This window comes from Antiquaquibacter metalliresistens, assembly GCF_029211225.1.
Lineage (GTDB): Bacteria > Actinomycetota > Actinomycetes > Actinomycetales > Microbacteriaceae > Rhodoglobus > Rhodoglobus metalliresistens.
On the sequence record NZ_JARGEM010000006.1, the window covers coordinates 96,629 to 110,566 of the forward strand.

Annotated in this window: 15 protein-coding genes; 14 read left to right on the top strand and 1 reads right to left on the bottom strand. The window is 69.6% G+C overall.

The annotated features are described in order from the left end of the window. Window position 1 precedes the first annotated feature (1 nt). From alaS to PYV02_RS12035, 14 genes are all read left to right on the top strand, one after another. Window positions 2-2,656: an alanine--tRNA ligase gene (alaS, locus tag PYV02_RS11970; protein WP_275759262.1), complete on the top strand. Its 2,655-nt coding sequence runs from the start codon at window positions 2-4 to the stop codon at window positions 2,654-2,656. 2 nt (window positions 2,657-2,658) lie between these two features. Beyond that, a complete protein-coding gene (gene ruvX / locus PYV02_RS11975; protein WP_275759263.1) occupies window positions 2,659-3,120 on the top strand; it encodes a Holliday junction resolvase RuvX in 462 nt (153 codons plus the stop codon). 2 nt (window positions 3,121-3,122) lie between these two features. Then, the gene (mltG, locus tag PYV02_RS11980) at window positions 3,123-4,772 is read left to right on the top strand and encodes an endolytic transglycosylase MltG (RefSeq protein ID WP_275759264.1); all 1,650 of its coding nucleotides are present in this window, start codon (window positions 3,123-3,125) and stop codon (window positions 4,770-4,772) included. Continuing rightward, window positions 4,765-5,598 (top strand): shikimate dehydrogenase, encoded by an 834-nt coding sequence (locus tag PYV02_RS11985; protein ID WP_275759265.1) that lies wholly within the window; start codon window positions 4,765-4,767, stop codon window positions 5,596-5,598. The genes mltG and PYV02_RS11985 overlap by 8 nt, the downstream gene beginning before the upstream one ends. Before the next feature lie 30 nt (window positions 5,599-5,628). Beyond that, complete coding sequence (gene aroC / locus PYV02_RS11990) at window positions 5,629-6,822, top strand: chorismate synthase (protein WP_275759266.1); 1,194 nt, start codon at window positions 5,629-5,631, stop codon at window positions 6,820-6,822. Then, window positions 6,815-7,312: a shikimate kinase gene (locus PYV02_RS11995; RefSeq protein ID WP_275759267.1), complete on the top strand. Its 498-nt coding sequence runs from the start codon at window positions 6,815-6,817 to the stop codon at window positions 7,310-7,312. The genes aroC and PYV02_RS11995 overlap by 8 nt, the downstream gene beginning before the upstream one ends. Continuing rightward, complete coding sequence (aroB, locus tag PYV02_RS12000; RefSeq protein WP_275759268.1) at window positions 7,309-8,385, top strand: 3-dehydroquinate synthase; 1,077 nt, start codon at window positions 7,309-7,311, stop codon at window positions 8,383-8,385. The genes PYV02_RS11995 and aroB overlap by 4 nt, the downstream gene beginning before the upstream one ends. 97 nt (window positions 8,386-8,482) lie before the next feature. Beyond that, window positions 8,483-8,947, top strand: coding sequence for an aromatic ring-opening dioxygenase LigA (locus tag PYV02_RS12005; protein WP_275759269.1), 465 nt, complete (start codon window positions 8,483-8,485; stop codon window positions 8,945-8,947). A 19-nt stretch (window positions 8,948-8,966) separates the two neighbouring features. Beyond that, on the top strand, window positions 8,967-9,407 hold the full coding sequence (locus tag PYV02_RS12010; RefSeq protein WP_275759270.1) for a type II 3-dehydroquinate dehydratase: 441 nt from the start codon (window positions 8,967-8,969) through the stop codon (window positions 9,405-9,407). Window positions 9,408-9,503: 96 nt separating this feature from the next. Next, window positions 9,504-10,061, top strand: coding sequence for an elongation factor P (efp, locus tag PYV02_RS12015; protein ID WP_275759271.1), 558 nt, complete (start codon window positions 9,504-9,506; stop codon window positions 10,059-10,061). After that, window positions 10,062-10,475: a transcription antitermination factor NusB gene (nusB, locus tag PYV02_RS12020; RefSeq protein WP_275759272.1), complete on the top strand. Its 414-nt coding sequence runs from the start codon at window positions 10,062-10,064 to the stop codon at window positions 10,473-10,475. It begins immediately after the preceding gene. Window positions 10,476-10,549: 74 nt separating this feature from the next. Beyond that, window positions 10,550-11,377, top strand: coding sequence for an ABC transporter ATP-binding protein (locus PYV02_RS12025; protein WP_275759273.1), 828 nt, complete (start codon window positions 10,550-10,552; stop codon window positions 11,375-11,377). Window positions 11,378-11,384: 7 nt separating this feature from the next. Beyond that, entirely contained in the window at window positions 11,385-12,425 is a 1,041-nt protein-coding gene (locus PYV02_RS12030) for an aliphatic sulfonate ABC transporter substrate-binding protein (protein WP_275759275.1), read from the top strand. After that, entirely contained in the window at window positions 12,418-13,302 is an 885-nt protein-coding gene (locus PYV02_RS12035; protein WP_275759276.1) for an ABC transporter permease, read from the top strand. The genes PYV02_RS12030 and PYV02_RS12035 overlap by 8 nt, the downstream gene beginning before the upstream one ends. 23 nt (window positions 13,303-13,325) lie before the next feature. Here PYV02_RS12035 and PYV02_RS12040 read toward each other — a convergent pair whose 3' ends face one another. Beyond that, a complete protein-coding gene (locus tag PYV02_RS12040; protein ID WP_275759277.1) occupies window positions 13,326-13,838 on the bottom strand; it encodes a DoxX family protein in 513 nt (170 codons plus the stop codon). Window positions 13,839-13,938: the final 100 nt, after the last annotated feature.

A 13,938-nucleotide genomic window follows, 5' to 3' on the forward strand; every position in this document is an offset into this window, starting at 1 on the left:
CATGTACACCGCTGATATCCAGAACCGCTGGCTGACCTTCTTCGGCGATCGCGGTCACACCGTCGTGCCGTCCGCCTCGCTCGTGAGCGACGACCCCACCCTGCTGTTCACGGTGGCCGGCATGGTGCCCTTCGTGCCGTACCTCACCGGCCTCGTGCCCGCGCCGTACCCGAGGGCGACGAGCGTGCAGAAGTGCATCCGCACCCTCGACATCGAAGAGGTCGGCAAGACTCCGCGGCACGGCACGTTCTTCCAGATGAACGGCAACTTCTCCTTCGGCGACTACTTCAAGAAGGAAGCCATCGAGTACGCCTGGGAGCTGCTGACGACGAGCGAGTCCGATGGCGGACTCGGCTTCGACGAGAAGGACCTCTGGGTCACCGTCTACAAGGACGATGACGATGCCGTGGCCTACTGGAAGGAGGCGGCGGGGCTGCCCGACCACCGCATCCAGCGCCTCGACAAGGACACGAACTACTGGTCGACCGGTCAGCCGGGACCGGCCGGGCCGTGCTCTGAGATCTTCTTCGACCGTGGTCCCGAGTACGGCGCCGACGGCGGTCCGGCCACCGACGACGACCGGTACGTGGAGATCTGGAACCTCGTCTTCATGCAGTACCTGCGCGGCGAGGGCAGCGGCAAGGACTTCGAGATCCTCGGCGAGCTGCCGAAGAAGAACATCGACACCGGCATGGGCATGGAGCGCGTCGCTTTCATCAAGCAGGGCGTCGGCAACTTCTACGAGATCGACCAGGTGCGCCCGGTGCTCGACAAGGCGGCCGAGCTCTCGAAGCGCAAGTACGGCGCCCACCGCGACGACGACGTGCGCATGCGCGTGATCGCCGACCACGTGCGCTCGAGCCTCATGCTCATGACGGACGGCGTGAGCCCGTCCAATGAGGGTCGCGGCTACATCCTGCGCCGCCTGCTGCGCCGCACCGTGCGCGCCATGCGGCTGCTCGGCGTGGAGGAGCCCACCTTCGGCGAGCTGTTCCCGGCCTCGCGCGACGCGATGCAGGCGCAGTACCCGGATGTGGCGACCGAGTTCGATCGCACGTCGCGCCTCGCGATCGGCGAGGAGGAGACCTTCCTCAAGACCCTCGCCGCGGGCACCACGATCCTCGACCTCGCGGTCACCCGTGCACAGCAGTCCGGTGCCAAGGAGATCCCGAGCGACTCGGCGTTCCTGCTGCACGACACCTACGGCTTCCCAATCGACCTGACGCTCGAGATCGCCGAGGAGGCTGGACTCTCCGTCGACCGCGAGGCCTTCGACGCGCTCATGCACCGCCAGCGCACGATGGCGAAGGAAGACGCGAAGGCCAAGAAGCAGCACCTGGCCGACCTCTCCGTCTACAGCGCGTTTCGTGCCATGGGCGAGACGGTGTTCACCGGCTACGACTACCTCGACACCGAGACCACCGTGCTCGGGCTCATCGTCGACGGCGCCTCCGTGAACCGAGCGACGGCGGGTCAGATCGCCGAGGTGATCCTCGCGGAGACCTCGCTCTACCCGGAGTCCGGCGGCCAGGAGGCCGACGCGGGCACGATCGTCGGCTCGGGCTTCGAACTCGAGGTGCTCGACGTGCAGCGCCCGGTGAAGGGCCTGGTCAGTCACAAGGTGCAGGTCACCAGCGGCGAGGTCGGGGTGGGGGATGCCGCCACCAGCGTGGTCGACCCGGAGTGGCGCCGCGGCGCCACCCAGGCGCACTCCGCGACGCACCTCATCCACGCCGCCCTGCGGCAGATCCTCGGCCCGGAAGCCCACCAGTCGGGCTCGTACAACAAGGCCGGATTCATGCGCCTGGACTTCTCCTGGAACCAGGCGCTGTCGCACGCGACGAAGACCGAGATCGAAGAGGTCGCCAACAACGCCGTGCGCGACAACCTCGAGGTGACCACGCGCATCCTGCCGTTGGCCGAGGCGAGGTCGCTCGGCGCGATGGCCCTGTTCGGCGAGAAGTACGGCGAGACGGTGCGGGTCGTGGAGATCGGCGGACCGTGGTCGCTCGAGCTGTGCGCGGGAACCCACGTGGGACGTTCCTCGGAAGTGGGCCTGATCAACCTCGTCGGCGAGCAGTCGGTCGGCTCGACGAACCGCCGTGTGGAGGCGCTCGTCGGCATCGAGGCGTTCCGTGACCTGGCGGCCGAGCGCGCGATCGTCTCCGAACTCACCAGCTCGCTCAAGACCCCGCGGGAGCAGCTGCCGGATCGCATCGCCGCGCTCGTGGCGGACCTCAAGGCCGCCGAGCGCAAGATCGCCCAGTTCGAGGCGGGCCAGCTCGCCCAGCGCGTGCCCGCCATCCTGGAGAACGCTCGAAGCGTCGGCAAGGTCACCTTGGTCGCCGAGCACATCGGCACCGTGAACTCCGGTGACGACCTGCGCGGACTCGTCACCACCGTGCGCGAGCGCCTCGGCTCCGCGGCGAGCGTGGTCGCTCTCGCGGCGGATGTCGCGGGCAAGCCCGCCGTGATCGTCGCCACGAACGATGCCTCGCGCGGCCTCGGCTTCAAGGCCGGCGCGCTCGCGAAGGTCGCCGCCGGCGTGCTCGGTGGCGGTGGCGGCGGCAAGGACGACCTCGCCCAGGGCGGCGGCTCGGATGTCGCTGCCATCCCCGCGGCGCTCGAAGCGATCACCGCGACGGTCGGGCAGTAGGCGTGCGTGCCGGGGTGCGCCTGGGCGTCGATGTCGGCACGGTGCGCATCGGTGTGGCCCGCAGCGACCCCCACGGCATGATCGCCACGCCCGTCGAGACGGTGCGACGCGGGCCGGGCGATCTGGCACGGATCGCCGAGCTCTGCGTCGAGGTGGAGGCCGTCGAGGTGATCGTGGGACTGCCGATCGCCCTCTCCGGCAACGAGACCGCGTCGACGGCGGACGCGCGCAGGTTCGCGCTGGAACTCGCCAAGGTGCAGGGCGCGCCGGTGCGACTCGTGGACGAACGGCTCTCGAGCGTGTCCGCGAACGCGGCGCTGCGCAGCGCCGGCCGCACCTCCCGCACGTCGCGCACCGTCGTCGATCAGGTTGCCGCCGTTGTCATTCTCCAGAACGCCCTCGACTTCGAGCGCTCGGCCGAACGGCCGCCCGGCGACGTCGTCACCCCCGACGAAGGACTGTGAGCATGGCCGACGAGCCGAGCTGGGAGGACATCTTCCTCCCCAAGGCGGAGCCGACAGAGCCCGCCGCACCCGCCGCGCCGAAGGGAGAGCCGGAGTACCCGCCGACGCAGGTGTATCCGGCGCAGCCTGCCGCGGCGAGTCCTGCCGAGCCGGAGGATCCCTTCGCCGCGCTCTTCGGCGGGGCCGCACAGCCTGCGGTTCCGGCTCAGGCGCCCCAGACGCCCGAACAACTCCCCGCTGCGGCACCCGACGCGTTCGCCGCGCTGCTCGGCACCGGCGAGACCGCGCCGGCCACGCCCGCCCAGCCGGAGTCCACGGCGGCAGCGCCCGACCCGTTCGCCGGTCTGTTCGGCACGGGGGAGACGGCGTCGGCGGCAGTGTCGGCGGCCGCAGCATCCGACCCCGCCCCCGGATCGCCCGACGACCCCTTCGCCGGCCTGTTCGCCGGTGCGGCGCCGGTGGCCGCGGCGGCGACCCCGAGTGCGGGGATGACGCGGCGCGAGCTGCGCGAGAGCGAGTCCGGGCGACCGCGCGGCGGCTCGTCGGGCCGCGGCGGTGGCAAGCCTCCCGCCAAGCGCAATCTGCTGTGGCTGAAGATCACCCTGCCGATCGTGCTCGTGCTCGGTGTCGTCGGCGGCGGTGCGGCGTACGCGTGGTTGAACTACAACGAGCAGGTGCGCGAGCTGCTCGGCATCCCGCTGCCGACCGACTACGAGGGCACGGGCAACGGCGAAGAAGTGATCGTGACGATCGTCTCGGGCGACATCGGCTCCGACGTGGCGGCGAAGCTGCACGAGGCCGGCGTCACCATGACCTTCGACGCCGTCTACGACTACCTGGTCGAGAACCCCGACATCGGCTTCTTCCCCGGCAACTGGCGGCTGCAGAAGGAGATGAGCGCCGCATCGGCGATGGCCGCGTTGCAGGACACCGCCAACAAGGTGACGGCGCAACTGCTGATCACCGAGGGCACGGTGCTGCCGAACGCGCTGGAGATCATCGCGAGCACCACGGGCATCCCGCTCGAAGAGGTGCAGGCGGCCGCGGCCGACCCGACGAAGTACGGTGTTCCGGCGCAGGCGCCCAGCCTCGAGGGCTACCTGTTCCCGGCGACCTACGAGCTCGACGGCACCGAGACGGCCGAGGGCATCCTGCAGCTGATGGTCACGACCATGTTCGAGCACCTGGACTCCTTCGGGGTACCCGTGGAGCAGCGCCACGAGGTGCTCACGAAGGCCTCGATCGTGCAGCGCGAGGCGGGGTTCAACCCGGACGACTTCTTCAAGGTCGCGCGGGTCTTCCAGAACCGTCTCGATCAGGGCATCAACCTGGAGTCGGATGCGACGGTCGCCTACGGCACCGGGCGTCTCGACACCGTGTGGACCGAGCCCGAGGAACGCGCCGACGCGAGCAACCCCTACAACACCTACGCGAATCCCGGGCTCCCGGTCGGCCCCATCGGCCTGCCCGGTGATCTCGCGATCGAGGCGGTGCTGAGCCCCGCCGAGGGTCCGTGGCTGTTCTTCGTGCCGATCAACCTCGCCACCGGAGAGACCATGTTCTCGGAGACGGCGGAGGAGCACCAGGGCTACGTCGATCAGCTGCTCGAGTGGTGCGACGCCAGTGCGGAGAACGCCACCTACTGTGAGTGAGTTCGAGCGCAACAGACTCGCGGTGCTCGGCTCGCCCATCGGGCACTCGAGATCGCCGGTCATCCACCGTGCCGCCTACGAGGTGCTCGGTCTGGCGTGGACCTATGAGGCCGTCGAGATGACGGGGGAGCGGCTCGCCGCGTTCGTGGCCGGGTGCGGCCCCGAGTGGCGCGGCCTCTCGCTCACGATGCCGCTCAAGCGCGACATCCTGCCCCTGCTGAGCGAGCGCGCCGGACTGGTCGACGTGGTCGGCGGTGCGAACACGGTGCTCTTCACCGATCGCGGATTGTACGGCTTCAACACCGACGTCGTCGGCGTCGTGCGCGCGCTGCGGGATGCCGGCCTCACTGCCGCGCACACCGCTCACCTGCTCGGCGCGGGAGCGACCGCCGCCTCGGTGATCGCGGCGCTCGCGGAGCTGGGCGTGGAGATCGTGACGGTCGCGGCGCGCGTGCCCGAGAAGGCTCAGCCGCTCGTGGGGCTCGGGAACGGTCTCGGTGTCGCGGTGGTGGTGCGCGACTACGGCTGGCAACCCGACCGGGAGCCAGATGTCGTCGTCAGCACGGTTCCGGGAGGTGCCGAGGTGCCGGAGTTCTCTGCCGCGCTCCGCGCACACGCCGTGCTCCTCGACGTCGCCTACGACCCCTGGCCGAGCGCGCTCGCACGGGTCTGGGGCGAGGCCGGCGGCCGAGTCGCGTCCGGGCTCGACATGCTCGTCCATCAGGCGATCGGGCAGATCCGGGTGTTCCTGCACGGCGATCCGAACGTGCCGCTGCCCGACGAGACGCTCGTGCTGGCCGCCATGCGCTCCGCGGTCGCGTCCTGAGCCCTCTCGGGCTATGGGAGGATTGTGGCCATGCTGCGTTGGTTGACGGCCGGTGAGTCGCACGGACCCGAACTCGTCGCGATTCTCGAGGGGATGCCCGCGGGCGTGCCCGTCGGCCCGGAGGAGATCCAGGCGGACATGCAGCGCCGCAAGCTCGGGTACGGGCGTGGCGCTCGCCAGAAGTTCGAGCAGGACGAGCTGACCATCAGCGGCGGCATCCGGTTCGGCCAGACGATGGGCAGCCCGATCGCGTTGCGCATCGGCAATACGGAGTGGCCTCGCTGGGTGGACGTGATGAGCGCGACCCCGGTCGATCTCGACACGCTGCCGAAGGGCCGTGGCGCCCCGCTGACCCGACCGCGCCCCGGGCACGCAGACCTGGTGGGAATGCAGAAGTACGGCTTCGACGAGGCGCGCAACGTGCTCGAGCGCGCCTCGGCGCGAGAGACCGCCGCGCGCGTCGCCCTCGGGGCGGTGGCGCGGGCGTTCCTCGCCGAGCTCGGCGTGCGTCTCGTTGCCCACACGCTCTCCATCGGCGCGGTGCGCGTGCCGGATGGCAGCGCACTGCCGACCGCCGACGATGTCGCGATGCTGGATGCCGACCCGCTGCGCTGCTTCGACCCGGCGACCTCGGAGGCGATGGTCGCCGAGGTGGACCGCGCCCACGACGACGGCGACACGCTCGGCGGCGTCGTCGAGGTGCTCGCGTACGGCCTCCCGCCGGGCCTCGGCTCCTACACGCACTGGGATCGGCGGCTCGACGCGCGCCTCGCTGCGGCGTTGATGGGCATTCAGGCGATCAAGGGCGTCGAGGTCGGCGACGGCTTCGAGACCGCCCGCCGGCGCGGCTCAGAGGCGCACGACGAGCTCGTGCGCGGTGCGGACGGCATCGAACGGCTCAGCAATCGCGCGGGCGGCACCGAGGGCGGCATGTCGACGGGCACGCCGTTGCGCGTGCGTGCCGCGATGAAGCCGATCTCCACCGTGCCGCACGCGTTGCGCACCGTGGATGTCGCCACCGGCGATGCGGCGGAGGCGCACCATCAGCGCTCCGACGTCTGTGCGGTGCCCGCGGCCGGAGTGGTCGCCGAGGCGATGACCGCCCTGGTGCTCGCCGATGCGATGCTCGAGAAGTTCGGCGGCGATTCCGTAACGGAGACCAAGCGCAATCTCGACGGCTACCTCGCCGCGATCCCCGAGGCGCAGCGGACGACCGGTGCCTGACGGCGCCATCGTCGTGCTGATCGGGGCGCCGGGCGCGGGCAAGTCCCGCACCGGCCGACGCATCGCACGCCTTCTCGGTGCCCCCGTCATCGACACCGACAAGGTGATCGTCGCCGAGCACGGTCCGATCCCGGCCATCTTCGCCGAGCACGGTGAGCCGCACTTCCGGGAGCTCGAGCGCGCCGCGGTCGAACACGCGCTGCGCGAGCCCGCCGTCGTCACGCTCGGTGGCGGCGCCGTGCTCGATCCGGCGACGCAGGCCGACCTCGCCGGACTTCCCGTCGTGCAGCTGACCATGTCCGAAGCGGCGGCTCGCGGGCGGATCGGCGGCACGAAGCGGCCGCTCGCGCGGGATCCGGAGGCCTGGGCCCGACTCGTCGCGGCACGGCAGCCGATCTACGACCGCCTCGCCGACCTCACCATCGACACGTCCGAGCAACCGCTCGACGACGTCGCGAAGCAGATCGTCCAGTGGTTGGAGACCCGATGAACGAGACCACGATCATCCCGGTCGGCGGCAGCGACCCGTACGACGTCATCATCGGCCGCGGCACGCTCGTCACCATCGCCGACCAGCTCGGCTCGCGAGTGGCCAAGGTGCTCATCGTGCATCCCCCGACCCTGGGCGCGAAAGCGAACGCGCTGCGCGAATCGCTGCAGGGCAGTTACGAGGTGCTGCTGGCCGAGGTGCCGGACGCCGAGGATGCCAAGCGGGTCGAGGTCGCGGCCTTCTGCTGGCAGATCATGGGGCAGACGGACTTCACCCGCACGGACGCGGTGATCGGCTTCGGCGGCGGCGCGACGACCGACCTCGCCGGTTTCGTCGCCGCGACCTGGCTGCGAGGCGTGCGTCTGATCCAGGTGCCGACCAGCGTCGTCGGCATGGTGGATGCCGCGGTCGGCGGCAAGACCGGAATCAACACCTCCGAGGGCAAGAACCTCGTCGGCTCGTTCTACGCCCCGGCGGCCGTGGTCATGGATCTGGATGTGCTCGACACCCTTCCGCGCAACGAGATCCTCGCCGGCTTCGCGGAGATCGTGAAGTGCGGATTCATCGGCGAGCCCGAGATCCTCGACATCATCGAGGCCGACGTCGACGCCGTCACCGATCCGACCGCGCCCCAGTTCCGTCGTGTGCTCGAACTCTCGGTAGGGCTGAAGGCTCGTGTCGTGAGCGAGGACTTCAAGGAGTCGGGGCTGCGCGAGATCTTGAACTACGGCCACACCCTCGGGCACGCGATCGAGCACGCCGAGCGCTACCGCTGGCGCCACGGTGCGGCGATCTCCGTCGGGATGGTGTTCGCGGCCGAGCTGGGACGGCTGGCCGGGTCGCTGTCGGACGCCGTCGTGGATCGGCATCGCAGCATCCTCACCTCCCTGTCGCTACCGATCGACTACCCGCTCGGTCGCTGGCAGACGCTGCTGGCGACCATGCAGCGCGACAAGAAGGCCCGGGCCGGCATGATCCGGTTCATCGTGCTCGACGACGTCGGCAAGGTCACCACCCTCAACGGACCGGACGAGGCACTGCTGTTCGCGGCGTACCAGGAGGTCGGCGTCTAGCCGGTGGGACCTTCGGCCCCCGCCTGGGGGCATCGATCCGCCACGATGGGCGCGGTGCGGCGCAACCGTCGCGCTGACCCAGTCGGAAGGCATGATCATGACCACCACCACGGACCAGGCCACCAAGGCACCGGACACTCGCGCGCGGCTGCTGAGGCTCGTCGGCGCACTCGGCATCATCGGCGGCATCGTCATGATCGCGGCAGGGGTCGGCGTCTGGACGGCCGTCAGCGTGCAGCTCGCGGCGGAGAAGATCGTGGTGGCCGAGGATGCGGCGTTCCTCGCCGGCGCAGCCGTCGCTGACCCGTTCACCGCCTACGCCGAAGCCGACATCATCGCCCATCACGCGCTCGAGGCCAGCGGCGGCTCCACCTACGCGCAGCTCGACCGCGACGACCCGGTGCGCGAGACCATGATGAACGCGTCGTTCCTGCGGGCGTCGCTGTTCACGTCGATCGTCTCCTTCGGGGTCGCCGCGTTCGCGATCGGCGCGGGCCTGCTGTTCGCGCTCTTCGGCTGGGCGGTCGTCGTGCTCGCCGGCCGCACCGCGCAGCGTTCCTGACCGGCGATACACTCGGGGCGTGACCACCGTCTTCGTTCTCAACGGACCGAACCTCGGCCGACTCGGCAGTCGCGAGCCCGACGTGTACGGCAGCGGCACCCTCGACGACCTGCGCGAGCTGCTCGTGGCGCAGGCGCCGGAGGGGTTCACGGTCGACCTGCGGCAGACCAACGATGAGGCCGAACTCATCATGTGGTTGTACGAGGCCGTCGACGCCGGATGCCCCGTGGTCCTCAATCCCGCCGCCTTCACGCACTACTCCTACGCGCTGCGGGATGCGGCGGCCCTCGTCACCAAGGCCGGGCTGCTGCTGATCGAGGTGCACCTGTCGAACCCGCACGCCCGCGAGGAGTTCCGGCACACGAGCGTGATCTCGGGGATCGCGACCGGGGTGATCGCGGGATTCGGATTCGACTCCTACGCGCTCGCCCTCGACCTGATCGTGCGTCGCCTCGGGTAGACTCGACCGCTGGTCTGCGCGTCTGACAGGCGTGGGTCTCGACAGGTTCGGGTCTCGACAGGCTCGACCACCGAATAACGAACGGAACGAACACTCATGGCGTCTACCGCTGACATCCGCAACGGGGTGGTCCTCAACATCGACGGCCAGCTCTGGAGCATCATCGAGTTCCAGCACGTCAAGCCCGGCAAGGGCGGCGCCTTCGTGCGCACCAAGGCGAAGAACATCATGACCGGCAAGGTCGTGGACCGCACCTTCAACGCCGGGGCGAAGATCGAGATCGAGACCGTCGACCGCGCTGACTTCCAGTACCTGTACCAGGACGGCGAGAACTACGTCTTCATGGACAAGGGCAACTACGACCAGATCACCCTGACCCCCGCGCAGGTCGGCGACGCCGCCAACTTCATGCTGGAGAACCAGGACGTCACGATCGCGCTGCACAACGGCGACCCGCTCTACGTCGAACTGCCCGCCTCGGTCGTGCTCGAGATCACCTACACCGAGCCCGGCCTGCAGGGCGACCGCTCCACCGGCGGCACGAAGCCGGCGACCGTGGAGACCGGCTACCAGATCCAGGTTCCGCTGTTCTTGGAGCAGGGCACGAAGGTCAAGGTCGACACGCGCGACGGCAGCTACCTCGGCCGCGTCTAAGTGGGAGCCCGCAGCAAGGCGCGCAAGCGCGCCCTCGACGTGCTCTACGGTGCCGATGTGCGGGGCGAGTCGATCAACACCGCCCTGGCCGACGAGGCGGCGCGTGCCGCCGCCGACCCGAAGCGCTCGAACTCTTGGGACTACGCTCGCGAGATCGTCATCGGCATCACCGAGCACGGTGACGAGATCGACGAGCTGATCGAGACCTATTCGCTCGACTGGCCGATCGCCCGGATGCCCGCCGTGGACCGCGCGCTGCTGCGCATCGGCGTGTGGGAGATCCTGTTCAACGACGAGGTGCCGGACGCGGTGGCGATCTCGGAGGCCGTGGAGTCCGCGCGGGTGCACAGCACCGAGGACTCCGCCGGCTTCGTCAACGGACTGCTGGGCCGGATCGCGGCGACTCGGGGCTGATCGTCGCGCGGACTAGATGACGTAGCGTTACGCCCGGCGCGCGCGTGCGCATCCGGGCCGCATAACGTGAAGGCGTGTCCACAGCAACCGAGGCTCGTATCGCCGCGCCCGCACTGAGCGTCTCGCTCGATGGGGTCGGTCGCACCTTCGCGACGGCTGGGTCCGAGCCGAGGGTCGTGCTGCGCGACGTCTCGCTCGAGATCGCCGCCGGGGAGATCGTCGCCCTCATCGGTGCGTCCGGCAGCGGCAAGTCGACCCTGTTGCGTCAGGTCAGCGGGCTCGATCGACCCGACACCGGTGCCGTCGCCATCGATGGCACTCCGCTCGTCGGCGTCGACCAGCGTTGCGCCGTGGCATTCCAGGAGCCCCGGCTGCTGCCCTGGCGCACGGTGGCCCACAACGTCGAGCTCGGCCTGCCGCACGGCACGCCGAAGGCGGCGGGGCGCGAGCGGGTGCGGGAACTGCTCGAACTCGTCCAGCTCGGCGCGTCGGCCGACCTGCGGCCCCGCCAGATCTCGGGGGGCATGGCCCAGCGGGTCTCGCTGGCCCGCGCCCTGGCCCGCAACCCCGGGGTGCTGCTGCTCGACGAGCCGTTCGGCGCCCTCGACGCCCTGACGCGCTTGCGGATGCAAGACCTGCTGCTCGACATCCACGCCGCCGAGCCCGCCACGATCCTGCTCGTCACCCACGACGTCGACGAGGCCCTCTACCTGGCCGATCGTGTCGTGCTGCTCGGCGAAGAGGCGGGATACGGGGCCGGTTCCGGCGCGGTCATCCGTTCCACGATCACCGTGCCCGGTCGGCGCCCCCGCGACCGCGGCGATTCGGCACTGGCCCATCTGCGTGCCGAGCTCCTCGTGGGGCTCGGCGTCTCCACCCATCACCCCGTTCACACCTTCTGAGGATCACATGGCCCGCACACTGACCCTGTCCATCACAGCACTGGCCGCCGCCGTCGCGCTCACCCTCACCGGCTGCGCCGGCGAGGGCTCGGGTGTCGTGGCCGAACCGGAGCCCACCAGCACGCTGCCCGGCGAGTGGAGCGCGGATGTGCTCAACATCGACTTCGCGACCTACAACCCGCTGAGCCTGATCATCAAGGACCAGGGCTGGCTGGAGGAGGCCACCGACGGCAAGGTGACGATCAACTGGATCCAGTCCGCCGGCTCGAACAAAGCCAACGAGGCCCTGCGCGCCGGTGCGATCGACGTCGGGTCGACCGCCGGTTCCGCGGCGCTGCTGGCGCGTGCGAACGGCTCGCCCATCCAGACCATCGACATCTACTCGCAGCCGAACTGGGCCGCGATTCTGGTTCCCGCCGGTTCCAGCATCAGCTCGGTCGAAGAGCTCAAGGGCAAGTCGATCGCCGCGACGAAGGGCACCGACCCCTACTTCTTCCTGCTGCAGGCTCTCGGCGAGGCCGGGCTGAGTCTCAGCGACGTGAACGTGCAGAACCTTCAGCACGCCGACGGCAAGGCGGCGCTGGAGTCCGGTGCCGTCGACGCGTGGTCGGGTCTCGACCCGCTGCTGTCGACGTCGGTCGCCGTTGCCGGGTCCAAGATCATCTACGACAACATCGACTTCAACAGCTACGGCTTCCTCAACGCGACCGAGTCGTTCATCGCCAAGTCGCCCGACCTCGCACAGTTGGTCGTCGACGCCTACGAGAAGGCTCGTGAGTACGCGATCGCCAACCCGGACGAGACCGCGGCGATCCTCGCCGAGGTCGCCGCCATCGACGTCGAGATCGCCACCGCCGTGATCGCCGACCGCACCAACCTCGAGGTCGACCCGAAGCCGGGCAAGAAGCAGCGCGACGTGCTCGCCTTCATCGGCCCGATCTTCGTCGAGGCCGGAGACGTGGCATCCCAGGGCGACATCGACACGGCGCTCGAGTCGCTCTTCGACACGCAGTTCATCGACAACGCGAACCCGAGTCTCATTGGCTGACAAGGCTTCCCAGATCGCGGTCGGCTCCTCTTCGGGGGAGCCGGCCGCGACACTGCTCCAGTACGACTCCCAGTTCGGGTATTCGGCCGCTGGCACCGCGACCTCGCAGGCCCGCCGTGATGGGCGTCGCCAGGGCTGGTTGATCGCGCTCGGGTTCGTGGTGCCACTCGCGCTGCTCGGCGCCTGGCAACTCGTCACGGTGCTCGAGCTGGTGCCGTCGTACCGGCTTCCCGCGCCGATCGAGGTCTGGAACGCCGGCGTCGATCTGGCACAGCGCGGACTGCTCGCTCAGTACGTCGGCATCTCGGTGCAGCGCGTGCTGCTGGGCTTCGTCTTCGGCGCGGTGATCGGCCTCGTGCTGGGCGCCATCGTGGGCCTCTCGAAGCTCGCGAGCGCGTTCTTCGCGCCCACGATCGGCGGCTTCCGGGCCGTGCCGTCGCTGGCGTGGGTGCCGTTGCTGATTCTCTATGTGGGTATCAACGAGGACTCCAAGGTCATCCTCATCGCCATCGGCGCGCTGTTCCCGGTCTACACGACGGTGGCAGGCGCCCTGCGTCACGTGGATCCGCACCTCGTGGAGCTCGGCACCGCCTACGGTCTCAGCCAGTTCCAGCTGCTGCGACAGGTGCAGTTGCCGGCCGTGGTGCCGAGCATCGTCTCGGGGCTCCGGCTCGCCCTCGCGCAGTCCTGGTTGTTCCTGGTGGCTGCCGAACTCATCGCATCCTCGATGGGACTCGGGTTCTTGTTGGTGGACTCGCAGAACAACGGGCGCGTCGACCGCATGTTCCTCACGATCATTCTGCTCGGCATCCTCGGCAAGTCGACGGATGCACTGATCGGCCTGCTGGAGCGGTACCTGCTCAAGCGCTGGGGGTAGCGCTCGAGCAGGCACCGCCGTTCTCAGCGCCGAGCGGCGTGGGCCCGGCTGTGTCCGGCGACGACGAGCAATCCCGCGACGAGCACGAGATTCTTGGCGATGAATTCGCCTTCGAGGGTCACGAGGAACGGATTGCCGGTGTGCACCACGGCCGGCTGGAACACGAACACGGCAAACGTGCCGAGCAGGTGCAGCACCTGGATCGCGGCGACCCACGGCACGAAGAGGTTGGCGATCAGCGCGGCGCCGAGCACGACCTCCGCGATGCCGAGCCCGACGACCGCGACCTCGGACGGGACGAAGGGCAGCATCGCGGCGACGAGGTCGGCGATCGGGCTCGCGCCGACGATCTTCAGGATGCCGAACCAGACGTAGACGACGCCGAGTGCGATGCGCAGCAGGGGGATCGAGATCGGCTTGAGCACCGCGATGGTGAGGTCGACGAGGTCGGCCACCCAGGCGAAGGGCTGCGGTCGCACCTCGATGGCACTCGGTCGCACGGTTCGGGGCGGGGTGAGGGTCGGTGTACTGGTCATTGGGGTCTCCTTTCGGGGTATGACCCAACCCTCGGGCGCCCGGCGTCCCTGCCGACAGGGGTGCGCGTCGCGGGTCGCACGGGACATCCGCCCGGGACGA

What these genes read in the sequence shown, in the direction of transcription:
- aroC (WP_275759266.1), top strand. Translation starts at nt 5,629, where the DNA reads ATGCTGCGTTGGTTGACGGCCGGTGAGTCGCACGGACCCGAACTCGTC.
- efp (WP_275759271.1), top strand. Translation starts at nt 9,504, where the DNA reads ATGGCGTCTACCGCTGACATCCGCAACGGGGTGGTCCTCAACATCGAC.
- PYV02_RS12005 (WP_275759269.1), top strand. Translation starts at nt 8,483, where the DNA reads ATGACCACCACCACGGACCAGGCCACCAAGGCACCGGACACTCGCGCG.
- PYV02_RS12040 (WP_275759277.1), bottom strand. Translation starts at nt 13,838, where the DNA reads ATGACCAGTACACCGACCCTCACCCCGCCCCGAACCGTGCGACCGAGT.
- aroB (WP_275759268.1), top strand. Translation starts at nt 7,309, where the DNA reads ATGAACGAGACCACGATCATCCCGGTCGGCGGCAGCGACCCGTACGAC.
- PYV02_RS12030 (WP_275759275.1), top strand. Translation starts at nt 11,385, where the DNA reads ATGGCCCGCACACTGACCCTGTCCATCACAGCACTGGCCGCCGCCGTC.
- mltG (WP_275759264.1), top strand. Translation starts at nt 3,123, where the DNA reads ATGGCCGACGAGCCGAGCTGGGAGGACATCTTCCTCCCCAAGGCGGAG.
- alaS (WP_275759262.1), top strand. Translation starts at nt 2, where the DNA reads ATGTACACCGCTGATATCCAGAACCGCTGGCTGACCTTCTTCGGCGAT.